Consider the following 23,954-nt stretch of genomic DNA (forward strand, 5'->3'; position numbering starts at 1 on the left):
CTTGCGGGTTCTGTTGATCAAGACTTCTTCGCTGGGCGACGTCATTCATGCGTTGCCGGCGTTGACCGACGCGGCGCGGGCGATCCCCGGCATCAAATTCGACTGGGTGGTGGAAGAAGGCTTTGCCGAGATCCCGACCTGGCATCCAGCGGTGGGCAAGGTGATTCCGGTGGCGATACGTCGCTGGCGCAAAAACATCTGGCAGACCATCAAGAGCGGTGAGTGGAAGCGCTTCAAGCAAAGCGTTCGCGCCACGAAATATGACTTGGTGATCGACGCCCAGGGCCTGCTGAAAAGCGCCTGGCTGACCCGTTACGTAAAGGCGCCGGTGGCCGGTCTCGATAAAAGCTCTGCACGCGAGCCCATCGCTGCGCGCTTTTACGATCGACGCCTGGCCGTTGCCCGCGGGCAGCACGCGGTGGAGCGAGTGCGTCAGTTGTTCGCCATCGCGTTGGGCTATGACTTGCCCAAAGGCCTGGGCGACTACGGACTGAATATCGAGCGCCTGGTGGAATTGCCGCGCAAGAATCCGTACGTGGTGTTTCTGCACGGCACCACCTGGGACACCAAGCACTGGCCCGAAGCCTATTGGCGTGAGCTGACCGAGCGGGTCGGCTACCTGGGCGTAGGGGTGAAACTGCCGTGGGGCAATGCGCTGGAGAAAGCCCGGGCCGAGCGCATCGCAGCCGGTTTCAAACACGCCGAGGTGTTGCCCAAACTGAACCTGGCCGGTGTCGGCAAGGTACTGGCGGGCGCGCAAGCCTGCGTGGCGGTGGACACCGGCCTGGGCCATCTGGCCGCCGCGCTGGATGTGCCGACGCTGTCGCTGTTCGGCCCGACCAACCCGGGCCTGACCGGCGCCTATGGCAAGGTGCAGATTCACCTGGCCAGCGACTTCCCTTGTGCGCCGTGCCTGCAAAAGAAATGCACTTATCAACCGACGGCTGAAGATGCCCGTCAGTTTGACCTGAAACGCGAGTGGCCGTTGTGCTTCACGCGTCTGAATCCCGAGCGTGTCGCGAGCCGACTGAGCACGTTGTTAATGGCTGAGGAGCTGCGCTGATGCAATTGGCATTTGTCTTGTACAAGTATTTTCCATTTGGCGGCTTGCAGCGCGATTTCATGCGAATCGCCCTGGAGTGCCAAAAGCGCGGCCATCAGATTCGCGTCTACACGCTGATTTGGGAAGGCGACGTACCGCCGGGTTTCGAAGTGCTGGTGGCGCCGGTCAAGGCGTTCTTCAACCATCGGCGCAACGAAAAGCTCAGCGAATGGATGGAGGCGGACCTGGCCAAGCGCCCGGTCGACCGCCTGATCGGCTTCAACAAGATGCCGGGCCTGGACGTCTACTACGCCGCCGACGGCTGTTTCGAAGACAAGGCGCAGAACCTGCGTAACTCGCTGTATCGCCGTTGGGGCCGCTATCGCCACTTCGCCGAATACGAGCGGGCGGTGTTTGCCAAAGAGGCGAAGACCGAAGTGCTGATGATTTCCGAGGTCCAGCAACCGCTGTTCATCAAGCATTACGACACGCCGCTGGAGCGCTTTCACCTGCTGCCACCGGGTATCGCCCAGGATCGTCGTCGGCCGGCCGATGCCGATGAAATTCGTGCCGGGTTCCGCGCTGAATTCAATCTCAAGGACGATGAACTGCTGCTGGTGCAGATCGGCTCCGGGTTCAAGACCAAGGGCGTCGATCGCAGCCTCAAGGCGCTGGCGGCATTGCCCGCTGATCTTAAGAAGCGCACCCGGCTGTTTGTAATTGGCCAGGATGACCCCAAGTTATTCCAGATGCAGAGCGCGACCTTGGGGCTGGGCGACAACGTCACGTTCCTCAAAGGGCGCAGTGACATTCCGCGTTTCCTGTTGGGTGCCGATCTGTTGATCCACCCGGCGTACAACGAGAATACCGGCACCGTGCTGCTCGAAGCCCTGGTGGCCGGCTTGCCGGTGCTGGTGAGCGCGGTGTGCGGTTACGCCCATTACATCGCCGAGGCCGATGCTGGCCTGGTGCTGGACGAACCGTTCGATCAGGCACAGCTGACGCAGTACCTGACCGGCATGTTGAACGACGCTCAAGCAAGGGCGGCCTGGAGCCGCAATGGTCTGGCCTTCGCCGAAACGGCCGACCTCTACAGCATGCCGCAGCACGCGGCGGATGTGATTCTGGCGGAGCACGCTTAAATGAAGTTGATGCTGGCTGAACCGTTCAAGAGCCTCTGGGCCGGACGCGACCCGTTCGCCGAAGTCGAGGGGCTCAAGGGCGAGGTGTACCGCGAGCTGGAAGCACGCCGGACATTACGCACGGAAGTCGACGGCAACGGGTTTTTCGTGAAAATCCACCGTGGCATCGGCTGGGGCGAAATATTCAAGAACCTGCTGACGGCCAAGCTTCCTGTACTGGGTGCCGGTCAGGAGTGGAAGGCGATTCAGCGACTGCAGGAAGTCGGCGTGCCGACCATGACCGCCGTCGCGTATGGCGAGAAGGGCCGTAACCCGGCCGATCAACATTCGTTCATCGTCACCGAAGAGCTGGCGCCGACGGTCAGCCTGGAAGATTTCAGCATCAACTGGACCCGACAGCCACCGGAGCCAAAACTCAAGCGCGCACTGATCGCCGAAGTCGCGCGCATGACCGGCATGATGCACCGCGCCGGGGTCAACCACCGCGACTGCTACATCTGCCATTTCCTGCTGCACACCGACAAACCGGTGACCGCCGACGACTTCAAGCTTTCGGTGATCGACCTGCACCGTGCCCAGACCCGTCCGGCGATCACCTTACGCTGGCGCAACAAGGACCTGGCTGCCCTGTACTTTTCCGCGCTGGACATCGGCCTGACCCGCCGCGACAAGCTGCGTTTCCTCAAAGGCTATTTCCAGCAACCGATACGACAGATCCTGTGTGAAGAGGCAGCTTTGCTGGCATGGCTCGACGGCAAGGCCAACAAGCTCTACGAGCGTAAACAGCGATACGGGGATGCGCTCTGATGTCGGGTTGGAAGCTGGAACCGGCCTACAGCGAGCTGGCCGATGACTTCGGCAGCCTCGAGGCTGTGTTTGCGCTGCAAGGCGAGCGTTTGACCCGTGACGCGCTCTCGGAGGTCATCCGTGTCGAGCGCAATGGCGTCAACTATTACGTCAAACGGTATGTGGGCGCCGGCAAAGGCTTGCGGCGTTACCTGGGCAAGCCTCGGGTGAAGATGGAATGGCAGAACCTCAAGCGCTTTGCCAAGTGGGGTATCCCCACTGCCGAAGTGGTGGCCTGGGGGCTGGAGCGGCGCGGTGCGGCCTACGCTCGCGGCGCGATGATTACCCGGGAGCTGCCGGGTACCGAGGACTTGTCGGCACTGGCCGAGCGCCACGACCCGAAGCTGGCGGACCGCGCCTGGGTCAATACCGTCAGTCGTCAGCTGGCCCAATACACCCGGACCATGCACGACCACCGCTTCACCCATAATGATTTGAAGTGGCGCAACCTGCTGATCGACGATCAGGCTCGAGTGTTTTTGATCGATTGCCCCAACGGCGATTTCTGGCGCGGTTTCTGGCTCAAGTACCGTATTACCAAGGATCTGGCGTGCCTGGACAAGGTCGCCAAATATCAATTGTCGGCTACACAGCGCCTGCGCTTTTACCTGCAATACCGCAACCGGACCCGGCTCAACGCTGCGGACAAAAAACGCATCCGGCACGTGGTGAGATTTTTCGAGGGACGCGAATGACTGACTTTCTGGCCGCTGAAGACCGTGCGCTGCTTGAGCGCCATGGCCTCGGCACGTTCGAGGCACTTTGGACCAAACAGCTCGATGCGGTGGACGAACCCAACACCGTTGGCGGCGGCTGGAGCAGCGTGTTTCGGCTGGATCTGGAAGGTCATGGTTTCTACCTCAAGCGTCAAAGCAACTACCTGACCCGCACCTTGCGCGCACCGTTCGGCGAGCCGAGTTTCGCTCGCGAGTTTCGCAACATCTCCCGTTACCGGAAGATGGGCATTCCGGCGCTCGAAGCGGTGTTCTACGGGGAGCGCAAGGTCAATGGCGAGGTCCGCGCGATCCTGCTGACCCGTGCCCTGGACGGTTGGGACGACCTCGACTCGCTGTTGCAGCGCTGGACTCAATTGAGCCCTGAGCAGCACTCGGAAATCCTCAAGGCCAGTGGCGAACTGGCCCGGCAGCTGCACGCCGCACGCCAGGTGCATGGGTGTTTCTATCCCAAGCACATTTTCATGCGCGCCACCGGCAACGGCTATCAGGCTCAATTGATCGACCTGGAAAAGACCCGGCCGCTGCTGTACGGGCAGCGTGACCGAATCAAGGACCTGGAGCCGCTGACGCGCCGTGCGCCCGAGTGGGGCGAGTCGCAACTGCGGCAATTGCTGGCCGCCTATCTGGATCAGCCGCAGGACAGCTCGCTGATCGATAGCTGGCTGCAGCGATTGACTGCGCGGCGTAGCCAAAAGAGGCCGCGCTGATGCGTTTATCCGAACTGAAGACCGCAGGCCGCACTCCCGTTTTGCCGCTGAGCGTTTCGTTGGCCGACGCCGCCGGCCCCGCCGAGCTGCAACTGCTGAGCCTGTTGCGGGTGTTGCCGGGGCAGCGTTATGTCGGTGCTGGCGTCTGGCGTGGCCGGCCGGTGTTGGCCAAATTGCTGGTCGGCAACAAGGCTGCACGGCATTTTCAGCGTGAACTGGATGGCGTGCGCCTGCTCTCTGCCCAGGGGCTGACCACGCCGCAGCTGTTGGCCGATGGCCTGAAGGACGGCGAGGGTGGCTGGCTGCTGTTTGATTTCCTTGAGCATGCCGAAAGCCTGGGCGACACCTGGAAACAGGTGGAGCAGCAGCCCGTACTGTCCGATGGGCAAGGGGCGGTGTTGGCCGAGGCGTTGGGCGCGATCGGACAGATGCATCGCAAGGGCCTGTGGCAGGAAGACCTGCACCTGGACAATTTGCTGCGTCAGGGTGGTCGCCTGTACCTGATCGATGGCGCAGGTATCTGCTGCGAGACAGCTGGTCAGCCGCTGTCCCGGCAGAAGGTCCTGGAAAACCTCGGGGTGTTCTTCGCCCAGTTGCCGAAGTCGATTGAACCCTTCATTGAAGAGTTGCTGGTGTATTACCTGCTTAGCAACGGCGAACACGCCTTGCCCATGGAGGCGTTGCAGAAGCAGATTGACAAGGTCCGCAGTTGGCGCCTCAAGGACTTCCTGATCAAGGTCGGCCGCGAGTGCACGCTGTTCAGCGTCCAGCGCGGAGCCTTCGGGTTACGGGCGATTCGCCGCGAGGAAGTGCCGTCGATGGTGCCTGTGCTGGAGCAGGCCGATGCCTTGCTCGATCAAGGGCACCTGTACAAGACCGGCGGTGCGGCGAGCGTCGGCAAGGTCGAGGTGGATGGCCGCACGCTGGTGATCAAGCGCTACAACATCAAGGGTTTTGCCCACTGGCTCAAGCGCTTCTGGCGCCCGAGCCGGGCCTGGCATTCATGGCACGAAGGTAACCGCCTGGCGTTCCTCGGGATTGCCACGCCCAAGCCGCTGGCGTTGCTGGAAAAGCGTTTCCTGTGGCTGCGTAGCCGGGCTTACCTGATCACCGAGTACCTGCCGGGGCCGGACATCATCGAGCGTTTTGCGCCGTATGTGGAGCGTGGTGATGCACCGGAAGCCGAGCTGGCGGCACTGGATCATCTGTTCGCCGAGTTGATTCGTCTACGCATCAGCCATGGCGACTTCAAGGGGCATAACCTGTTCTGGCAGCAGGATCGCTGGGCGTTGATCGACCTCGATTCGATGTGCCAGCACGGCTCCCTCGGTAGTTTCTCCCCAGCGTATGCAAGGGATCGCGCGCGGTTCATGCGCAATTGGCCTGAGGGCAGTGCCCTTTATCAGGTCATCGATCAGCGTCTTCCCAAAGACATCTCCAGCGCGGGCTGAATCGGACCTTCGGTCCTTTCGCGAGCAAGCCCGCTCCCACAGTTGATCTATGTCGCCCACAAATATTGTGTTCGCTGGAGAGCTAATGTGGGAGCGGGCTTGCTCGCGAAGGGGCCGGAACTGCCAGCCGAGAAGGGCGACAAGTTCTTGTGAACCGTCCTACGCGATCTTGGGAAGTCATGAACTGTGGCCCAAATCGCCCGGATGCTAGTTTGCCTGACGTTCTCGGAGGGTAGGCTGTGACGATCAAAATGGCAGTTTCAGCGGGTGTTTTATCAGTGTCGCTAACGGGGTGCGGGACCGCCGCCACCGTCCTGCAGGATGAAGCCCAAGCCGCGCAGGGGCTGCGTCGGCAAAAGACCTATTGCCAATCCATTCCACGGGTCTACAGCGGCCTCGCCTACGACTTCTGTGTCTTGAATGCACCGCCAGACCCTACGGGTGTCCTTGTGCCGCTCGTATTGGTGGACCTGGCCGTGTCTGGCGCGCTGGATACCGTTGTCTTGCCGTACACGATTTACCGGCAAAGCGTGGACGGCAGTATCGCCATCTATTGGCGGCCTGCGCGCGGATAAAAAATGCCGTGAGGTCCCGGCCGTGGTTGCGTGCCGCTTGCGGCTAGAGGTTTGCCGCCGCTTTTACGCTATAATCCCGCCCTTTAGCTGTCTCTCGCTCATTGCGAGGGCACATTAATTTTTGAGGCGCTTGCGCCTGCATGCAGACTAAAGAGGCTAGACCCCTGTGGCATTGACGATTCTTGGCCTGTCCGGCGCCCTTAGCCATGATCCTTCCGCAGCCCTGTATATCGACGGCAAGCTGGTCGCGGCGGCTGAAGAGGAACGCTTCGTACGCGATAAACATGCAAAGAACCGCATGCCCTACGAATCGGCGAAATTCTGCCTGGAACAGGCCGGTATCAAGCCGTCCGACGTTGACGTGGTCGCGATTCCATTCGCACCGATCAGTCTGTTCGGCAAGGCCCGCTGGCAGTACGCCAAGCGTTACTGGTACGCCCCGGACCGTGCACTCGACGCGATCCTGATGGGCAATCGTCGCTACAAGCGCTATCGCAACAAGATCGTCTGGTGCCTGGAGCAGCTGGGTTTTGATCCGAAGAAGATCAAGATCGAGCCGGTCGAGCACCACCTTGCCCACGCCTCCAGCGCTTATCACTGTTCCGGTTTCAAAGAGAAAACCGCGATCCTGGGCATCGACGGCAAGGGCGAGTACGCCACGACCTTCTTCGGTTATGGCGAAAACGGCAAGATCCACAAGATCAAGGAATTCTTCGATCCGGACTCCCTCGGCGGCCTGTATGGCGCGATCACCGAGTTCCTCGGTTTCGATATGCTCGACGGTGAGTTCAAGGTCATGGGCATGGCGCCGTACGGCGACGCCAGCAAATATGATTTCTCGCGCTTGGCTTCGTTCGAAAACGGCGAACTGGTGATCAACACCGACTACGCCAACGTCATCGGCCTGCGTCGCTACAAAGAAAAGGGCAAGGGTTACTACTTCTCGCCGAAACTGATCGAGTGGCTGGGTCCAAAGCGCGAAGGCGACATCGCCGACGAGCCTTACATCCACTACGCCGCCAGCATTCAAGCGCTGTTCGAAAAGATTGCGCTGCAGATGATCGACCACTACCTGGGCGACGTGCTCAAGGAAACCGGCAAACTGGCCTATGCCGGTGGCTGTGCGTTGAACGTCAAGCTGAACCAGAAAATCATCGCCCGCGACGACGTCAAAGAGCTGTTCGTACAGCCGGCGTCCGGTGATGCCGGTACCGCAGTCGGCGCGGCTGCCTATGTGTCCCACGCCCGCGGCGTGCCGGTCGAGAAGATGGAACACGTCTACCTCGGCCCGTCGTACAGCAACGAAGACGTGATTGCCGCATGCGCCCGTCACGAGAACAAGCCGACCTGGCGCAAGCTCGACAACATGCCGGAGCAGATCGCCAAAATCATGGTCGATGGCAACCCGGTGGCCTGGTTCCAGGGCCGCATGGAGTTCGGTCCGCGTGCACTGGGCGGGCGTTCGATCATCGGTTGCCCAAGCGTGCCGGGCGTGGCCGACCGCATCAACCACCAGATCAAGTTCCGCGAGCGCTGGAGGCCTTTCTGCCCGTCGATGCTCGACACCGTGGCGCCGCAGATGATCAAGATCGATCACCCGGCTCCGTTCATGACCTTCACCTTCGAAGTGGCTGAAGAGTGGAAAACCCGCGTGCCGGAAGTCGTCCACGAAGACGGCACCTCCCGGGCCCAGGTGCTCAAGCGCGAATATAACCCGCGCTACTACGACATGATGAAAGCGCTGGAAGTGCTCACCGGCAACGGCGTGTCGCTCAACACCTCGCTCAACCGTCGTGGCGAGCCGATGATCTGCTCGCCGACCGATGCATTGAATATGTTCTTCGGCTCCGATCTGCAGTACCTGATCATGGAAGACATCCTGGTGGTCAAAGAGGGCGCAAACGCTTATGACTCGCTCGGCTGAACGCCATGTGCTGCAGTTCTGCCACGGCTATGACGGGCCGTTCCTGGACTGCGCACGGCAGTACGCCAGTCTGTTCGCGGGCACCGGTTATCGGGTGACCACGGTCTTTCTGACCGGGGCTGCCGATAGCGAGGTGGCCGCAGCGTGTGCTTCCGATGAAGTGTTGTTCATGGAATACAGCTCCAAGGCCATTCGCGGCCTGAAGCTGGGTGCCATCGGCGATCTGCGCAAGATCGCCGCGTCGCGCAACTTCAGTTTCTGCATCGCCCATCGCTTCAAGCCGATCTACATCGCCTTGCTCGGCACTTCGTTGCCGGTGATTGGCGTGCACCACGCGTTTGACGATTACAAGCGCGGCACGCGCAAACTGTTCGCGCATATTTTCCGCAAGCGTCTGAGCCTGCTCGGTGTGTCCGATGCGGTGCGCGACGACATGCGCCAATGCCTGCCGAAATGGCCGGCGACGCGTATTCAAACCCTTTACAACCGCATTGACGTGCCTGCGCTGCAAGCCAGTCAGGTTTCCGCTCGCGAAGCTCGGGAAACCCTCGGTCTCTCGGCTGATGCGTGGATTGTCGGCAACGTTGGCCGACTGCACCCGGACAAGGATCAGGCTACTCTGCTGCACGGTTTTGCTGCGGCGTTGCCGGGGCTTCCGGGCAACAGCCAACTGGTGATTCTCGGCAAGGGGCGTCTGGAGCAGGATCTCAAGGAGCTGGCTCGGGAGCTGGGTATCGGTGATCGGGTGCTGTTCCTCGGTCAGGTGCCGGACGCGCGCAATTATTTCCGCGCCTTTGATGTATTTGCCCTGAGTTCCGATCACGAACCGTTCGGCATGGTGCTGCTGGAGGCAATGGCCGCTGGCGTACCCTTGCTCGCCACAGCGTGTGGCGGGGCGAAGGAAGTGGTCGAAGGCGTGGGCATTCTGTTCCCGCTCGGCGATGCTGAACACCTTGCACAAGGCCTGCAACATTTGGCGGGTATGGATGATCAACAGCGCCGTCAATGCGCCGAGATGATGCTCGATCGCTTGCGTGAGCGTTTCTCCGACCGTGCGGTGCGCGACACCTTCTGGCGTCTGCCGCAAGTTACCGATCTGGCACCGAGGGGCTGATGCTCAACCGATTCCAAGGCTGGCGCGAACGTGGCTGGTCGCCCGTTGACGCCTCTACCTACGCAAAAGCCTGGCAGCAATTTGGCGGAAGCGTCGCGACTCACCCTCTGGTGGTCGAACGTCTGGCGGATCTTGCCGGCATTCCGGTGCGATACCTGGCCTGGGAGCAACAGGGCGAAGTCAAGGCCGCGATCCCGACTTGGGGCCGCGATGTGGCGCTGTCCAAGGATGTGCTCAAGCGCAACGGCAAAAAAGGCCTGTTCGATCTCGGCAATGCCGAGCTGATTTTGCCGGCCGCCGCTGATGTTCAGGCTCCTCTGCGCCATCGTGCACGCTACTTGTCGGCACTCAACGAAACCCGCTTCAGCGGCATGAAGTTGCAGACAGAACAACTGGCCATGGCCCGTACCCCGGAAGAGCTGTCGAAGAAGTTTCGCTACAACCAGCGCCGTGAATTGCGTCTGCTGGAAGAGGCGGGCGGTGTGGTGCGTCCGGTCGGCGAATTTTCCAGCGCTGAATTGGCGGCGATCTACTGTGATCTGTTCCAGCGTCGTTGGGGGTTTCCGGCCACCGGCGCTGCGCGCATGGCCGAAGTCCTCGAGCTGCTGCGCGAGTTGCTGATCGGTTCGGTGATCTTCCTCAACGATGCGCCGATTGCGATTCAACTGGTGTACCGCGTCGAAGCGCCGGAATGGATCAGCGTCGAGTACATCAACGGCGGCGTTGACCCCGAAACCCGCGAATTCAGCCCCGGTAGCGTATTGAGCTTCATCAATACGCAAAGCGCCTGGGAGCATGCCCGGGCGCAGGACAAACCGTTGCGCTTTTCCTTCGGTCGCGCCGACCGTGAATACAAGGATCGCTGGTGCAACCCCGTGCCGGTCTTCACCGTATGAGCCAAACCATGAGCCGCAAACAGCAACTGCTCAAGCGCCATCGGCGCAACAAACGTATCGGCCTGCTGATTGCGCTGGTGCTGTTGATCGTCATGGGTGTACTGGTGGCCTGGTGGTTGCCGCTGGTGCTGGCGGTTCTGGGTTGGGTTGCCCACGAAGCCTGGTTTGCCGACCACCTGTTCTACTCACCGAAAGACGATTACCAATACAGCTTTCCGCCCTACACGCCCCAGCCCAAGGTGCACCTGAACGGTGAACATTTGCGGCTGGACGAGGGCGTGATGCTGGTCGACGATGCGACGCTGGTGCTGGCCCTGCGGGTGAAAAGCACCTGGCTGGGACGTTTTATCGATCCAGTGGTCGAGTTGGCGGGGGGCGAAAACCCTGATCGACAAACCTTCGAACGAGGCGTAAACGGCCTGCGTTACCTCAATCTCAGTGGTCAGGCTCAGGCGCTGTCGCGTGGTGAGCTGCGCTTGCGCGGGCGTTTCTGTCGTGTGTTCGGTGAGCCTGTGCTGTGGGCACTGGAACATCCGGATTATCGGCGTCAAAGGGTGATGGTCATCGCGCCCCACGCCGATGATGCCGAGCTGGCAGCCTACGGTTTGTACAGCCAAGCCGACGAAACCTGGATCGTCACGCTGACAGCGGGCGAAATCGAAGCCGAACACTACCGGCAGATGGGACTGAACAAGGTCGATGCGGCCCGCTTGAAAGGCCGCCTGCGCACCTGGGACAGCATCACCGTGCCACGTTGGGCCGGTGTACCCGAGGCCCACTGCGTACAACTGGGTTATTTCTGCCTGCAACTGGCGAGCATGCAGGCCGCGCCTGCGGTGACCGCGGGATCGCGGGAAGCGGACCTGGACGATACCCGGCTGTTCCGTCAGTTGAATCCTTTCACGCTACCGGGCGATGCCGATGGCGCGCCGACCTGGAACAATCTGCTGGCGGATCTTCGTGAGTTGCTGCTGCGGGCCCGCCCCGAGGTCATCGTCCTGCCGCATCCGACCCTCGATCCGCATCCCGATCATATCTGCGCCCAGGCGGCAGTTCTCGAAGCCTTGCAAGGCCTGGACTGGCAGCCGACCACGCTATTGGGCTATGCCAACCACCTGCACGACAACGACCGCTGGCCGATGGGCGATACCGGTGATGGCATCGCCCTGCCGCCGGCCTTCGATCCGGCCCAGCCGATGCAGCCTTATTGCCTGCCCTTGCCGCTGGAGCAGCAGCGAGACAAGGCCATGGCGTTGGGCATGATGCACGACCTGCAATCGGCGATGCCGTTCAAGCGTCGCTTGCGTCGGTTGATACAACGTTTGTTGGCCGGCCGGTTGCCGTCCAGCTATGGCCAGAACGAATTCTTTCGCAAGGCCGTCCGGCGCCACGAGCTTTTGTGGTCCATCAAGCACACACCAGGCAATGTTTCTCAGCGGGGAGAGTTATGAGTCAGCGGTCGAAGGTCCTGCAGCTGCAGCCTGACTACAACGTCAAAGCCCATGATTTCGCCGACCTCGCGGAGCAAATCGTCAAGGCCCTGCCCGGTGATCGCTATGAAGTGACCGCCGCGTTTCTGCGCGGCAAACCCGGGCCGGGCGAAGCAGTGAGCCGAGCCGACCGTTCGGTGTACTTCGAATTTTCCGACAAGTCCCTCAAGGGCATGCGCCTGCGGGCCATGTGGCAGCTGTACAAGTTCTGCCGTCGGGAAAAATTCGATGTAGTGATCTGCAACCGCTTCAAGCCGGTGAACATGATGCTGGCGCTCAACCGCTGGTTGAAAGTGCCGTTGTGCATCGGCATTTCCCACGGCTTTGGCGAGTACGACCGTTTTTACCGGCGCCGCCAGACCCAGCGCCTGATCGATCGTCACTGGCGCTTCGTCGGCGTGTCGCCAGCGGTGAAACAGTATCTGCTGGACTGTGACTGCGGCTTCACCGATCAGAATACCTATGCCATCACCAATGCCATCGACATCGAGCAGGCCGAAGGTCTACAACACAGTCGTGAAAAGGCCCGTGAAATGCTGGGCATCGATCCGTCGGTGCGGCTGATCGGTGCGTTGGGGCGACTGGTGCCGGTCAAGGGCCATATCTATTTGCTGCAGGCCTTCGCGGCACTCAAGGACAAGTACCCCAATACCCAACTGGCGATCATTGGTGCCGGCCGCGAAGAGTCGCGCCTGGCCGCGGAAATCGACCGCCTCGGCCTCAGCGGTCGCGCCCATTTGCTGGGGTTCAAGGAAATTGCCCTGCAGTACATTCGAGCTTTCGACATCTGGACCATGCCTTCTTTGGCCGAAGGCCTCGGGCTGGCGCTGCTCGAAGGCATGAGCGGGCATTTGCCGGTGATCGCCTCGAACGTGCCGGCCATGTTGCCGCTCATCGAGGGGGCCGGTGGCCTGGCGATTACGCCGAAGGATGTGCCGACGCTGCAGGCGGCGCTGGACACTTACCTTGGCCTTTCGGATGACGAGCTCAAGGCCAAGGGCGAGCAGTCCTTCCGTTATCTGCAGCAACACCATGACATTGAGGAGTTCCGTCGCGAATACCTCAATCTGATCGATTCCGGCCTGGAACAGGCCCGCAAGGAGCAGCCATGAACGACGCGCAACCCATCGTCACGGTCATCATCGCGTCGTACAACCATGCCCCTTACATCGAGGAAAGCATTCTCAGCGTCCTCAACCAGACCTATCGGAACATCGAGTTGCTGGTGGTCGACGACGGCTCGAAGGATGACAGCGTCGAGCGGATCAAGGCATTGCAGGCCATCCATGGCTTCGACTTCCGGGTTCAGGAAAACCAGGGGCTGACCAACACCCTCAACGGTGCAATTGCCCGGGCCAAGGGCAGCCTGATCGTGCCGTTCGGTTCGGATGACATCATGCTGCCGGAGCGAATCGCCACTCAGGTCGCGCATATGGAGGGCAAGCCCGAGGTCGGCATTTGCGCCGGTAACATCGAACTGATCGATGCCGACGGCAATCTCTACCCCGAGAAGCGCCAGCGTCGGGATGTGCCGTTCCGTCGTCTGGATTTCGACGACATGTTCCTCGAGCGCAAGCCCTATCCTCCGGCGCCTACCCTGATGATCCGCCGCGAAGCGCTGGACAAGGTGGGCGGTTTCGACCCGACCATTCGCCTGGAAGACTTGCTGATCGAGCTGAAGGTGACCCATGCCGGTTACTTCATCGATGGTCTGAATGTGTTGATGGCGCGCTATCGCAAGCACGCCACCAACTCCTACAAGAATCACCGCTTCATGATCGATAGCATCCTGCGCACCTACGCGCTCTTCAGCGATCACCCGCTGTATGACGAGGTGCGCTACAAGTTCCTCAATTCCATGTTCCTCAAGACCGCCAACCGTGATCGCAAGCTGGCGCGGGAGTTGCTGGCGCAGATTCCGTTCAAGGCCTGGAACAAGAAAACCTGGCGTGGACTGGGCCGGATGTATTTCTCACGGCTGGAGAAAGACTGAGCCGGAGGCTGGATTCAAGGGGGGGAAGGCGGGGCATTGTCCTCGCAGGCATGCCCCGGAAACGGCTCAACGTTGTTGAGCTGTTTCCTCCGGAAGTTCTTTCCTCGGCTTCCTGTTCTGGCGCAACCAGTGCAGGGTTTTCTTGCCGGCATTGATACCGGGCTTTTCGATGTACAGGTAAGTCAGGCTGCTGATGATGATCAGCAGGCAACTGCACACGGCCAGCAACGGCAGGAAGACCCAGGCTTGCCGGACGTCAAGGTGCAATATCGGCGGCAGTCGCTGCACCAGTACCCATAGCACGAAACCGTGCAGCAGATACGTGCTGTAGCTGATTTCCCCCAGCCAGCGGATGCTGCGTGGTCTCAGGGCGCCGAACAAGGTATTGCCGGACGCCACGATCACAAAGAACAGTGAAAGCAGCAGCAGCGCCCCCAGGTTGAATGCCCGGTTGAACGCCGTAAAGGCGATCGCCAGCGCGAGCAGGGCGACGATGCCCGCCAGTGGAGACAGGCTCCAGGCGACCCATTGTGGACGGCGAATCCAGTACGCCGCAGCGATGCCGCCGAGGAAGCTGGCCAGGAAGTGCTTCTTCAGCGAGTGTTCCCAGCCGACCACCTGGTACAGGGTATAGATGCCGATCAGGCACAGCACCGTCTGCATCCAGCCGCCGCGATAAATGAACACCATGGCGGCCAGTGGCAGGGCCAGGTAGAAAAACAACTCGTACCCCAGCGTCCAGGTGACGTTGGAGATCAGCATGCCGGTCTGGTGGTACTGGTTGACGTCTGGCCGGTCGAAGATCAGCCAGGCCAGGGTCTGGCCAATGAGTTGGGTGCCGGAGTCCTTGAGTTCCCAGTCCTGCAAATAGAACACACAGACAAACACGGTCAACATCAGCGGCAGGTATAGCGGGTAGAGGCGAAACAGCCTGGATACCGCAAATGCCAGCCAGTCGTGCTGCCGTCCGTGGGTGAGCAAGCGGTTCCAGAACAGAAAGCCGGTGATCATGAAAAAGAGGGCGACGCTACCCTGGCCGAGCTGCGAGTAGAAGTTGCTCGGTGGAAAGTCGATCACGCCGGTTTTCAGAAAGATCCAGGTAATGATCGAGTGGTGCACGAACACGCCGAAGGCCAGATACCCGCGTAAGCCGTCGATGCCGGCAAAGCGGCTTTCGCCCCAATGCTCCAGCTCTCGGGGGATTTTCGGCACGCTGCGCAACAGTAGCGCAGCGGTCGCGATGGCGAGCAGGTAGGCCGCCATCGCGATAAGCGGGTTGGTTTCTGTCATCAGTGAGCCTGGGCCGGAGGACTACCGGCCAGCACGTGCCTGTGCAAATTATCCACGTCGGCTTTCGAGGCCGTTGCGGCGTATCCCAGCAGCAGTGCTTCGAAGTGATCCTCGAACAACCAATGCCGATCCGATGCATAGCGCTGCATGTGGCGCAGATTACGCCGACGCAGGGAAGGGCTCAATGCCGAGGGGTAAATTCGCAGGTCGGCCAGGTCGATCAGGCCGAACTCGCCGTCCTCCAGCACCAGCACATTGCCCAGGTGCAGGGAGCGGAAGTAGACCCCTTGCTGGTGCAGTTGAGCCATGAATTTACCGAAGCGCTCCACCAGTGCCTGGCGCACCGCCGGGGCGGTGATGCCTTGCAGGATCTGGCGCAGCGTGTTGCCTGGCAACGGGGAGTAATGCACGGCGGTGCTGCCGTCTTCGAACCGGTAAAGGTCGAGGATGTGCGGTGTCGGGATGCCCATGCCGCGCAGTTGCACGCTATTGACGGCAAACCGATCGGAGTAGGGCGTGAAACTGCCCGAGGTATACCAGCGACGGCGACGGAACAGCTTGAGAAAACTGCCATCGGTCAGGCGCAGGACCTTGGGGCCCAGACCATCCTCTTCGATGACCCTGGCATCGGCAGTCAGCTGTTGCAGGGCGCTTGGTGTCGCCGTCTTGATCGGCGTGTCCAGCAGGCGCCGGGCACGTTGATTGATGCTCAATGCGGCAATCAGCGCCAAGGGGATCCATAGCAGGAACCAGTGCTCCTTGGGGCGAGAGATGATCCCGCCACCTTCAGTCAGGCCTGCACCGATACCGAAGGCCAGCCAGGCTGAGGCGATGATAAACAGCGGTTGCACACGATGGCGCCGGCTGCTGATGAAGCTCCATACAACAAAGAACAGCCATGGCAGCAGGCCGATAATGCCGACGTAGTAGAGCACGCCAAGGGCAAAGCTATGGGGCTCCTGAAGGTTGTAGCCTACGCCGGGATCCAGTCTCAGTGCGGCGTTGTAACCGTGCCCGATCCATGGGTGTTCAGCGATCCGGCTCAGGGTCAATTGCCAGAGCTCGATGCGGAAGGAACTGCCTCTTTCGAAGATTTTGTCCGCAAACAACGCGAAAGTCGCCGTACCGGCGAAGAACATGGTGCCAAGCATGAAGACCGAGCGTTGATTCCAGCAGATGAAACACAGCCATAGCGCCGCCAGCGTCAGTGCAACCAGTGGGGTCCTGGAGCCGGTGGCCAGCACTGCGGCAAACATGATCGCCATCGCCGGTACGCTCAGCCAAAGTACCTGGCGTCGCTTGCAGGTCATGCTCAGGCTCAGCCAATAGGTACAAAAAAAGCCGAAAACGTGGGAGCTGAGCAGTGGATTGTCGAATGCGCCTACACCGATCAAGCGCATTTCCGGTTGGTAGATCTGGTCGAACCTGTACAGGTTGTAGGCAGAGATGACCAGTGCCACCGTTGCGGCGCAGAACAGCAGGGGCTGGATGATTTCGCTGCGAAAGCGCACCAGCAGGTAGCAGCCTACGAACAGCAACAAGGTGTGCAATGGCGGTTTGAACTGGCCAAAGTCGATGTCGTCGTCTGGCCTCCAGCACAGGCTGAGCAGTGCCCACGCCATAAATAGCAGGGCTGCAATGACAATCGGCTCGCGCAGCAACTCTTTGCCGAGCCGCGGCCGCAGGCACAGTGCAAAGAGTGCCGGAATGCTGAACAGGCCATAATAAAGCTTGTGATGCACACTGCGCCCCGGCAGGAAAAACAGCGCACAAAGCAGCAACAGATAACCGAGCGGAAGGATCCACAAACAAATGAAATCGAAGATTCTGTTGGACGTGCTGTTCAAAACGTTTAATTGCATGCTGGGTAACTTATTCCTGAATTGAGCGACCATACCAAGGCAGGGACATCGGGTGGCTATTTGACGCGCCACAATACACAGACTGTATGCGATTGCCAGAACCCTGGGGAAGCTGTGGTAAAGTCAGCGTCCTTTTCATCGACATTCGCGTGATATGACCGACTCCAGTCTCTGCGCAAGCCCATCGAGCTTGAAAATCTACTTCCGCCTGCTCGGCTATGTCCGGCCGTATATCAGCCTGTTTCTGATCAGCATCGTCGGTTTTCTGATTTTCGCTTCGACACAGCCAATGCTGGGCTACATCCTCAAGTACTTTGTCGACGGTCTATCCAATCCTGAAGCGGTGCTGTTTCCAACAGTGCCCTACCTGCGGGATCTGCAACTGCTGCAGGCGGTGCCATTGTTGATCATCCTGATCGCCGCGTGGCAGGGGTTGGGGTCGTATCTGGGCAACTACTTCCTGGCCAAGGTTTCCCTGGGCCTGGTCCATGACTTGCGGGTCCAGTTGTTCAACAACCTGCTGGTGTTGCCAAACCGGTATTTCGACAAGCATAACTCGGGGCACCTGATTTCACGTATTACCTTCAACGTGACCATGGTCACGGGGGCGGCAACAGATGCGATCAAGGTCGTAATCCGTGAAGGCATGACGGTGATCTTCCTGTTTGCCTCGCTGTTGTACATGAACTGGCGCCTGACGCTGGTCATGGTCGCTATCCTGCCGCTGATCGCCCTCATGGTGCGCACGGCCAGCAAGAAATTCCGCAAGCAGAGCAAGAAAATCCAGCTGGCCATGGGGGACGTGACGCATGTGGCGTCCGAAACGATCCAGGGCTATCGCGTGGTGCGCAGCTTCGGCGGTGAAAAGTACGAAGAGAAACGTTTCTTCGATGCCAGCCAGGGCAACACCGACAAGCAATTGCGCATGACCCGCACCGGCGCCATCTACACGCCGTTGCTGCAACTGGTGATCTACACCGCCATGGCCGTGCTGATGTTCCTGGTGCTGTTCCTGCGGGGCGATGCGTCGGCCGGCGACATGGTGGCCTACATCACTCTGGCTGGCCTGCTGCCCAAGCCGATTCGCCAGCTGTCCGAAGTCAGCTCGACCATCCAGAAGGGCGTGGCCGGCGCTGAAAGTATCTTCGAGCAACTGGATGTCCAGCCTGAAGTCGATACCGGCACCGTCGAGCGTGATGTGGTCAGCGGTCGCCTGGATGTGCGCAACCTCAGTTTTACCTATCCTGACACCGAGCGTCAGGTGCTCAATGACATCAGTTTCTCGGTCGAGCCCGGGCAAATGGTGGCCTTGGTGGGACGTTCGGGCAGCGGCAAGTCGACCCTGGCCAACCTGATTCCGCGTTTCTATCACCACGACAAGGGCGAAATCCTGATCGATGGCGTCGAAGTGGAACAGTACAAGCTGTTGAACCTGCGTCGGCATATCGCCCAGGTGACTCAGCACGTGACCCTGTTCAGCGATACCGTGGCCAACAATATCGCCTATGGCGACCTGGCTGGCGCACCCCGTGAAGACATTGAAAAGGCGGCCAAGGATGCCTACGCGATGGACTTCATCGCTCAATTGCCTGAAGGCCTGGACACCCAGGTCGGGGAAAACGGCGTGCTGCTGTCCGGTGGCCAACGCCAGCGCCTGGCGATTGCCCGGGCACTGTTGAAGAATGCTCCGCTGCTGATCCTCGATGAGGCGACTTCGGCGCTCGATACCGAGTCCGAGCGGCATATTCAGGCAGCCCTGGACCAGGTCATGAAAGGTCGCACCACGCTGGTGATCGCTCACCGCCTGTCGACCATCGAGAAGGCCGACCTGATCCTGGTCATGGATCAGGGGAAAATCGTCGAGCGCGGCACCCATGAACAACTGCTGGCGCAAAACGGCTACTACTCGCGCCTCAACGCGATGGGCCTCGACGCCCCGGCCGAAGACATCGCCTGACCCCGAAAGGGCGAGCCTGGCTCGCCCTTTCGCACTCCCGTCGAAACCGGTCAGCCACTACCGTGACTTTGTTGATTTCGCCTAGCGGGTTTATTGCTCAAAAAATGAGCAAAAAATGTTGGCGAATCATCCGGTTGCAGCCACCGCACTAGCCGACACCAACCCTGTGTTAATATCGCGCCCCTGTTCATTCTGTATGTGGGTTGCACCATGAAGTTGTCCATGCCGCGATTCGATCAAGCCCCTGTCTTGGTGGTCGGCGATGTCATGCTCGACCGTTACTGGCATGGTGGTACCTCACGGATTTCTCCTGAGGCACCGGTGCCGGTGGTCAAGGTCGATCACATCGAAGACCGCCCGGGCGGTGCTGCCAACGTTGCCTTGAACATTGCCGCCTTGGGGGCTCCGGCTTCGCTGGTCGGTGTCACCGGCGACGATGAAGCCGCCAACAGTCTGGTCAACAGCCTCAAGGGCGCCGGCGTGCGGGCCATCTTCCAGCGCATTGCGCACCAGCCGACCATCGTCAAGCTGCGGGTCATGAGCCGTCACCAGCAATTGCTGCGTATCGACTTCGAAGAACCCTTCGCCACCGACGCGCTGGCGCTGGCCGCGCAGGTCGATGAGTTGCTCGAAGGCATCAAGGTGCTGGTGCTGTCCGACTACGGCAAAGGCGCGCTGAAAAACCATCAGGCGCTGATCCAGGCTGCCCGCGCCCGCGGCATTCCGGTGCTGGCCGATCCCAAGGGCAAGGATTTCTCGATCTACCGTGGTGCGAGCCTGATCACGCCAAACCTCAACGAGTTCGAAACCATCGTCGGTGGTTGCGCCGATGAGCACGAATTGGTGAGCAAGGGCGCGCAACTGATGCACGACCTGGACCTCGGTGCCTTGCTGGTGACCCGTGGCGAGCACGGCATGACCTTGCTGCGCCCGGATCATCCAGCGCTGCACTTGCCGGCCCGGGCCCGTGAAGTGTTTGACGTGACCGGTGCCGGCGACACAGTAATTTCCACCCTGGCGGCCGCGATTGCTGCGGGTGAGGAGTTGCCCCACGCGGTGGCCCTGGCCAACCTGGCGGCCGGTATTGTGGTCGGCAAGCTAGGTACGGCGGCCATCAGTGCGCCTGAACTGCGTCGTGCGATTCAGCGCGAGGAAGGTTCCGAGCGTGGAGTGCTGGGCCTTGAGCAGCTGTTGCTGGCGGTCGATGATGCCCGCGCGCACAACGAGCGGATCGTGTTCACCAACGGTTGCTTCGACATCCTGCACGCCGGTCATGTGACCTATCTGGAGCAGGCGCGGGCTCAGGGTGATCGCCTGATCGTGGCGATCAACGACGATGCATCGGTCAGCCGCCTGAAAGGGCCTGGCCGTCCGATCAACAGTGTCGACCGGCGCATGGCCGTACTGGCCGGCCTGGGTGCGGTGGACTGGGTGATCAGCTTCTCGGAAGGCACCCCGGAAAACCTGCTGAGCGCGGTCAAGCCGGACGTGCTGGTCAAGGGCGGCGACTACGGCATCGACCAGGTGGTCGGCGCGGACATCGTGACGGCCTATGGCGGTACCGTGAAAGTGCTGGGGCTGGTGGAAAACAGCTCGACCACCGCGATTGTCGAGAAGATCCGCAAGTCTGAATAATCTGCGGCCACCTGTGGCGAGGGGGCTTGCTGTGGCGAGGGGGCTTGCCCCCGTTGGGTTGCGAAGCGACCCTAAAACCTGCAACTGCGGGGTATCAGGTACACCGCATGCACGGGTTCTCCGACTGCTTCGCAGCCGAACGGGGGCAAGTCCCCTCGCCACAAGAATCCACGTGATCTTCCTATCGTGCCGCTTTACGCGGCACTATTTTCTTCAGCAAGAGCTTGGCCTTCCCGCGTAACCGCGCCAGGCCCGAATCCTTCCCCGGCGGGGTCAGGCCCTGCTGCCTCACCCAGTCCTTCCAGCGAATTCGCTCGTCGCGAACCAGCCAGCCTTCCTGTCGGGCAAAACTCTCGGCCAGGTACAGTCCGCGCGTGCTGGCGGGACACAGCTGATCCTTTTTCAAGGTGTAGAGCTCAGCCATCGGGTGGCCGTCCTGCAAGGGCATCAAGTACAGATCGGGGCGCTTGCGGTCGAGGCGGGCGACGAGTTGATCGCCTTCCAGTCGTTCATCGACATGGAACAGGCTCAGGGATTTGGCTTCCTTGGGAACGTCCAGGCGCAAGTCGTAGATCAGTTGCAGTGACGCCGTTGGCAAATGCACGTAAGCCCGCGGACGCTCCATCAGCATCAGGTTGGCGCAACGTACCGGTCGCGCCGAGCCAGACAGTGGCGACAAGCGAAACGGCAGGGCTTCACGGTAATGCAGGGCGGCCGAGTAGGGCGCTGGCAGCCAGGTGTCGTTGAACCGCCCACCGAGCCAGCCTTCCGGGGTTTCCAGCAGGCATTCTTCGGCTATTTCCTGGATCGCCGTGTGCAAGGGCAGATTCAGTTCATGGGCGGGCACATAACCGGAGATCAGCTTGAGCACCACATCGCCACGGTCCTGCCGGCGTTGGCGCACCAGCACCCAATAGTCGCGATTCTGCCAATGCAGGGTCAGGCGCACCGAAACCCCGAGGTTGGCCAGCTCCAGGGCAAACCGTTCGCTGTCGCCGACCGTCACCGGTCGACGACGTTGCAGAGTCTGGGAAAAATTCAGCGGCCTGCCGACGCTCTGATAAGCCAGGCCTTCGGGGGTCGCTTCGACGAATAACGGCAGGGTCTTGAAGTTGCTCGGGTTCTTTCTGATGAGCGTACGCGACATGTCGGCTCCTGCTTAAGGCCGCGTGAGCGGCGTCAGTGGCTACGTAGGACCTGGGCAACGGTCGCGACATTGTGGGCGAGGTGCAGCGGATTGATGGTCCCGACAATAGCACTGGCAACACCCGGATGTTCAAACAACAACTCGAAACTGGCGCGCACCGGATCCACGCCCGGACTCAGGCAGACATGACCACTGGCGAGGGCTTTCTTGACCAGAATGGCTTTGCCGTGTGCAGCAGCATAGTCAATGACGGCCTTCTCGTTTTGTTCGTTCAGATTGTAGGTGACCATCGCGCAATCGCCTTGCTCCAGTGCCTTGAGGCCACCGTCGACGGTTTTGCCGGAAAAGCCGAAGCCGCGAATCTTGCCTTCGGCCTTGAGCGCGGCGAGGGTGTCGTAGACTTCGCAGTCATTGAGGATCGCCAGGTCGTTACCATCGGAGTGCACCAGCACCAGGTCGATGAAGTCCGTTTCCAGGCGGTGCAGGCTGCGTTCCACCGACATTCGAGTGTGTGCGGCGCTGAAATCGTGACGGGACTGGCCGTCGGCAAACTCCTCGCCGACCTTGCTGACAATCACCCAATCCTGACGCTGACCGCGCAGCAACGGGCCGAGGCGTTCTTCGCTGCGACCATAGGCCGGGGCGGTGTCGATCAGGTTGATGCCCAGGTCGCGGGCGAGTTTGAGCAGCCTGCGTGCTTCATCGTCATCGGGAATCTGAAAGCCGTTGGGGTACTTCACCCCTTGGTCGCGGCCCAGTTTCACGGTGCCCAGGCCCAGGGGTGAAACCAGCAGGCCGGTGCTGCCCAACGGGCGATGCAGGTCGTGCAGGGTCGGTTGGCTCATGGCAGCAGTTGCTCCCAGGCCGGTACGCCCATCGGCGGCTTCGGCAGTTCAGGCAGTGCTGCCGGGTGGCTTGGCTGGATACCGTCGCGGGTCAGGCTGGCGATCACCCGGTCGGCGAAGTCCGGTGCCAGGGCGAGTTTTGTCGGCCAACCCACCAGCAGTCGGCCTTCCTCGGCCACAAAGGCGTTGTCGGGACGGGTCAGGCCTGATTGCAGCGGTTCGGCGCGATCCACGCGCAAGGTGGCCCATTGCACTGTGCTCAGGTCGATCCATGGCAGCAATTGACCTAGTTCTTTCTGTGCGGTGGCGATCTGCTCGGCGGGCTCACGGGTCACGCCTTCGGATTCCGCGATATCGCCGCCCAGGTACCAGACCCATTGGCCATCTGCCGCCGGGTGCGTGGTCACGGTGATGCGCGGTTTGGTGCCACCACCCAGGCAGTGGGCGTACAGCGGTTTGAGGCTTGGCCCCTTGGCGATGATCATGTGCAACGGGCGGCGCTGCATGGCGGGCTGGCTCAGGCCCAGCGTTTCAAGCAATGCCGCGGTTCCGGCGCCGGCACTCAGGACGATGCGTTGGGCACGGATCTCGCGCTCGTCCACCTTCAGGCCGACCAGCACGCCGCCTTCGAGCAGCGGCTCGATCTTCTGCCCGGCGAGCAAGCCATCTCCGGCCAGATCGGCCAGGCGCTGGATCAGGCTTGGCACGTCGATCACCAGTTCCGCCAGGCGATAGACTTTGCCCTTGAAACGTTTGTCTTGCAGGGCTGGCGGCAATTGCTCGCCCTTGACCTGATCGACACGCCCGCGCACGGCTTTGCTGGCAAAGAAACTGGTGAGGTTGCCGGCGAGGGTGCCAGGGGACCAGAGGTAATGGGCTTCGGACAACAGGCGCACCCCGGACAGGTCCAGTTCGCCGTCGCCAGCCAAGGCTTCACGCCAGCGGCGCGGCATGTCGGCGATGGCTTCCGAGGCACCGGTCAGGGCGCCATGCAGCGCGTATTTGGCGCCCCCGTGGATGATGCCCTGGGACTTGACACTCTGCCCGCCGCCGAGGCTGGCGCTTTCCACCAGCACGGTCGAAAAACCCTGGCGACGCAGGCGCGCATTCAGCCAGAGGCCGGCGACACCAGCGCCGACAATCAGCACGTCGGTGGAAATAACGGATGGCATTCGGCGACCTCTGTGTTCAAGACGAGGGCGCAGTATACAGACTCGAAGTGGAGGGGATTTACTGGATCAAGAGGTGAGCACAAAACCTGTGGCGAGGGGGCTTGCCCCCGTTCGACTGCGTAGCAGTCG

The 23,954-nt window shown here is 60.9% G+C and carries 20 protein-coding genes; 15 read left to right on the top strand and 5 right to left on the bottom strand.

Annotated features, from left to right (window positions below; translation table 11 throughout):
* The first annotated feature begins 1 nt into the window (after position 1).
* The 13 genes from waaC to KGB20_RS17735 all read left to right on the top strand — a co-directional run bounded on the left by waaC (position 2) and on the right by KGB20_RS17735 (position 13,917).
* Positions 2-1,063 (top strand): lipopolysaccharide heptosyltransferase I, encoded by a 1,062-nt coding sequence (gene waaC, locus KGB20_RS17675; protein ID WP_057712290.1) that lies wholly within the window; start codon positions 2-4, stop codon positions 1,061-1,063.
* A complete protein-coding gene (locus tag KGB20_RS17680; protein WP_046039743.1) occupies positions 1,063-2,184 on the top strand; it encodes a glycosyltransferase family 4 protein in 1,122 nt (373 codons plus the stop codon). Before waaC ends, KGB20_RS17680 begins: the two co-directional genes overlap by 1 nt.
* Complete coding sequence (rfaP, locus tag KGB20_RS17685) at positions 2,185-2,991, top strand: lipopolysaccharide core heptose(I) kinase RfaP (RefSeq protein WP_057712288.1); 807 nt, start codon at positions 2,185-2,187, stop codon at positions 2,989-2,991. It begins immediately after the preceding gene.
* Entirely contained in the window at positions 2,991-3,725 is a 735-nt protein-coding gene (locus KGB20_RS17690) for a lipopolysaccharide kinase InaA family protein (RefSeq protein ID WP_154861146.1), read from the top strand. Before rfaP ends, KGB20_RS17690 begins: the two co-directional genes overlap by 1 nt.
* A complete protein-coding gene (locus tag KGB20_RS17695) occupies positions 3,722-4,474 on the top strand; it encodes a lipopolysaccharide kinase InaA family protein (RefSeq protein ID WP_057712286.1) in 753 nt (250 codons plus the stop codon). The genes KGB20_RS17690 and KGB20_RS17695 overlap by 4 nt, the downstream gene beginning before the upstream one ends.
* Positions 4,474-5,925, top strand: a complete 1,452-nt coding sequence (locus KGB20_RS17700; RefSeq protein ID WP_223532828.1) for a lipopolysaccharide kinase InaA family protein — start codon at positions 4,474-4,476, stop codon at positions 5,923-5,925. Before KGB20_RS17695 ends, KGB20_RS17700 begins: the two co-directional genes overlap by 1 nt.
* 239 nt (positions 5,926-6,164) lie before the next feature.
* On the top strand, positions 6,165-6,500 hold the full coding sequence (locus KGB20_RS17705) for a YceK/YidQ family lipoprotein (RefSeq protein ID WP_154861144.1): 336 nt from the start codon (positions 6,165-6,167) through the stop codon (positions 6,498-6,500).
* Positions 6,501-6,666: 166 nt separating this feature from the next.
* Complete coding sequence (locus tag KGB20_RS17710; protein ID WP_150811915.1) at positions 6,667-8,424, top strand: carbamoyltransferase; 1,758 nt, start codon at positions 6,667-6,669, stop codon at positions 8,422-8,424.
* Positions 8,408-9,538, top strand: a complete 1,131-nt coding sequence (locus KGB20_RS17715; protein ID WP_057712282.1) for a glycosyltransferase — start codon at positions 8,408-8,410, stop codon at positions 9,536-9,538. The genes KGB20_RS17710 and KGB20_RS17715 overlap by 17 nt, the downstream gene beginning before the upstream one ends.
* Positions 9,538-10,434 (top strand): antimicrobial resistance protein Mig-14, encoded by an 897-nt coding sequence (locus KGB20_RS17720; RefSeq protein WP_154910345.1) that lies wholly within the window; start codon positions 9,538-9,540, stop codon positions 10,432-10,434. The genes KGB20_RS17715 and KGB20_RS17720 overlap by 1 nt, the downstream gene beginning before the upstream one ends.
* Before the next feature lie 8 nt (positions 10,435-10,442).
* Positions 10,443-11,885: a PIG-L deacetylase family protein gene (locus KGB20_RS17725; RefSeq protein WP_154910346.1), complete on the top strand. Its 1,443-nt coding sequence runs from the start codon at positions 10,443-10,445 to the stop codon at positions 11,883-11,885.
* Positions 11,882-13,036: a glycosyltransferase family 4 protein gene (locus KGB20_RS17730; RefSeq protein ID WP_057712280.1), complete on the top strand. Its 1,155-nt coding sequence runs from the start codon at positions 11,882-11,884 to the stop codon at positions 13,034-13,036. The genes KGB20_RS17725 and KGB20_RS17730 overlap by 4 nt, the downstream gene beginning before the upstream one ends.
* Positions 13,033-13,917, top strand: a complete 885-nt coding sequence (locus KGB20_RS17735; RefSeq protein WP_102669306.1) for a glycosyltransferase — start codon at positions 13,033-13,035, stop codon at positions 13,915-13,917. The genes KGB20_RS17730 and KGB20_RS17735 overlap by 4 nt, the downstream gene beginning before the upstream one ends.
* A 66-nt stretch (positions 13,918-13,983) precedes the next feature.
* On the opposite strand, the gene KGB20_RS17740 is transcribed toward KGB20_RS17735, so the two are convergent.
* Both KGB20_RS17740 and KGB20_RS17745 read right to left on the bottom strand, forming a co-directional pair.
* Positions 13,984-15,207 carry an acyltransferase family protein gene (locus tag KGB20_RS17740; RefSeq protein WP_150811911.1) on the bottom strand — a complete coding sequence of 408 codons (1,224 nt, stop codon included), beginning with the start codon at positions 15,205-15,207 and terminating at the stop codon, positions 13,984-13,986.
* The gene (locus KGB20_RS17745; RefSeq protein ID WP_154910347.1) at positions 15,207-17,069 is read right to left on the bottom strand and encodes an O-antigen ligase family protein; all 1,863 of its coding nucleotides are present in this window, start codon (positions 17,067-17,069) and stop codon (positions 15,207-15,209) included. Before KGB20_RS17745 ends, KGB20_RS17740 begins: the two co-directional genes overlap by 1 nt.
* 154 nt (positions 17,070-17,223) lie before the next feature.
* On the opposite strand from KGB20_RS17745, the gene msbA reads away from it, so the two are divergent.
* Entirely contained in the window at positions 17,224-19,026 is a 1,803-nt protein-coding gene (gene msbA, locus KGB20_RS17750) for a lipid A export permease/ATP-binding protein MsbA (RefSeq protein WP_057712276.1), read from the top strand.
* Positions 19,027-19,236: 210 nt separating this feature from the next.
* Positions 19,237-20,661, top strand: a complete 1,425-nt coding sequence (hldE, locus tag KGB20_RS17755) for a bifunctional D-glycero-beta-D-manno-heptose-7-phosphate kinase/D-glycero-beta-D-manno-heptose 1-phosphate adenylyltransferase HldE (RefSeq protein ID WP_090452776.1) — start codon at positions 19,237-19,239, stop codon at positions 20,659-20,661.
* Between the two features lie 181 nt (positions 20,662-20,842).
* Here hldE and KGB20_RS17760 read toward each other — a convergent pair whose 3' ends face one another.
* Genes KGB20_RS17760 through KGB20_RS17770 form a run of 3 tightly spaced genes read right to left on the bottom strand, consistent with a single transcriptional unit; the run spans position 20,843 to position 23,825 of the window.
* Positions 20,843-21,808: a hypothetical protein gene (locus KGB20_RS17760; protein WP_057712274.1), complete on the bottom strand. Its 966-nt coding sequence runs from the start codon at positions 21,806-21,808 to the stop codon at positions 20,843-20,845.
* A gap of 32 nt (positions 21,809-21,840) precedes the next feature.
* On the bottom strand, positions 21,841-22,653 hold the full coding sequence (locus KGB20_RS17765) for an aldo/keto reductase (RefSeq protein WP_057712273.1): 813 nt from the start codon (positions 22,651-22,653) through the stop codon (positions 21,841-21,843).
* A complete protein-coding gene (locus KGB20_RS17770) occupies positions 22,650-23,825 on the bottom strand; it encodes an NAD(P)/FAD-dependent oxidoreductase (RefSeq protein WP_154910348.1) in 1,176 nt (391 codons plus the stop codon). The genes KGB20_RS17765 and KGB20_RS17770 overlap by 4 nt, the downstream gene beginning before the upstream one ends.
* Positions 23,826-23,954 lie beyond the last annotated feature (129 nt).

It is taken from the genome of Pseudomonas sp. BF-R-30 (assembly GCF_019956175.1).
Lineage (GTDB): Bacteria > Pseudomonadota > Gammaproteobacteria > Pseudomonadales > Pseudomonadaceae > Aquipseudomonas > Aquipseudomonas jessenii.

What these genes read in the sequence shown, in the direction of transcription:
- KGB20_RS17735 (WP_102669306.1), top strand. Translation starts at nt 13,033, where the DNA reads ATGAACGACGCGCAACCCATCGTCACGGTCATCATCGCGTCGTACAAC.
- KGB20_RS17695 (WP_057712286.1), top strand. Translation starts at nt 3,722, where the DNA reads ATGACTGACTTTCTGGCCGCTGAAGACCGTGCGCTGCTTGAGCGCCAT.
- KGB20_RS17770 (WP_154910348.1), bottom strand. Translation starts at nt 23,825, where the DNA reads ATGCCATCCGTTATTTCCACCGACGTGCTGATTGTCGGCGCTGGTGTC.
- KGB20_RS17725 (WP_154910346.1), top strand. Translation starts at nt 10,443, where the DNA reads ATGAGCCGCAAACAGCAACTGCTCAAGCGCCATCGGCGCAACAAACGT.
- KGB20_RS17690 (WP_154861146.1), top strand. Translation starts at nt 2,991, where the DNA reads ATGTCGGGTTGGAAGCTGGAACCGGCCTACAGCGAGCTGGCCGATGAC.
- KGB20_RS17765 (WP_057712273.1), bottom strand. Translation starts at nt 22,653, where the DNA reads ATGAGCCAACCGACCCTGCACGACCTGCATCGCCCGTTGGGCAGCACC.
- KGB20_RS17720 (WP_154910345.1), top strand. Translation starts at nt 9,538, where the DNA reads ATGCTCAACCGATTCCAAGGCTGGCGCGAACGTGGCTGGTCGCCCGTT.
- KGB20_RS17745 (WP_154910347.1), bottom strand. Translation starts at nt 17,069, where the DNA reads ATGCAATTAAACGTTTTGAACAGCACGTCCAACAGAATCTTCGATTTC.
- hldE (WP_090452776.1), top strand. Translation starts at nt 19,237, where the DNA reads ATGAAGTTGTCCATGCCGCGATTCGATCAAGCCCCTGTCTTGGTGGTC.
- KGB20_RS17730 (WP_057712280.1), top strand. Translation starts at nt 11,882, where the DNA reads ATGAGTCAGCGGTCGAAGGTCCTGCAGCTGCAGCCTGACTACAACGTC.
- msbA (WP_057712276.1), top strand. Translation starts at nt 17,224, where the DNA reads ATGACCGACTCCAGTCTCTGCGCAAGCCCATCGAGCTTGAAAATCTAC.
- KGB20_RS17700 (WP_223532828.1), top strand. Translation starts at nt 4,474, where the DNA reads ATGCGTTTATCCGAACTGAAGACCGCAGGCCGCACTCCCGTTTTGCCG.
- KGB20_RS17715 (WP_057712282.1), top strand. Translation starts at nt 8,408, where the DNA reads ATGACTCGCTCGGCTGAACGCCATGTGCTGCAGTTCTGCCACGGCTAT.
- rfaP (WP_057712288.1), top strand. Translation starts at nt 2,185, where the DNA reads ATGAAGTTGATGCTGGCTGAACCGTTCAAGAGCCTCTGGGCCGGACGC.
- KGB20_RS17740 (WP_150811911.1), bottom strand. Translation starts at nt 15,207, where the DNA reads ATGACAGAAACCAACCCGCTTATCGCGATGGCGGCCTACCTGCTCGCC.
- KGB20_RS17680 (WP_046039743.1), top strand. Translation starts at nt 1,063, where the DNA reads ATGCAATTGGCATTTGTCTTGTACAAGTATTTTCCATTTGGCGGCTTG.
- KGB20_RS17760 (WP_057712274.1), bottom strand. Translation starts at nt 21,808, where the DNA reads ATGTCGCGTACGCTCATCAGAAAGAACCCGAGCAACTTCAAGACCCTG.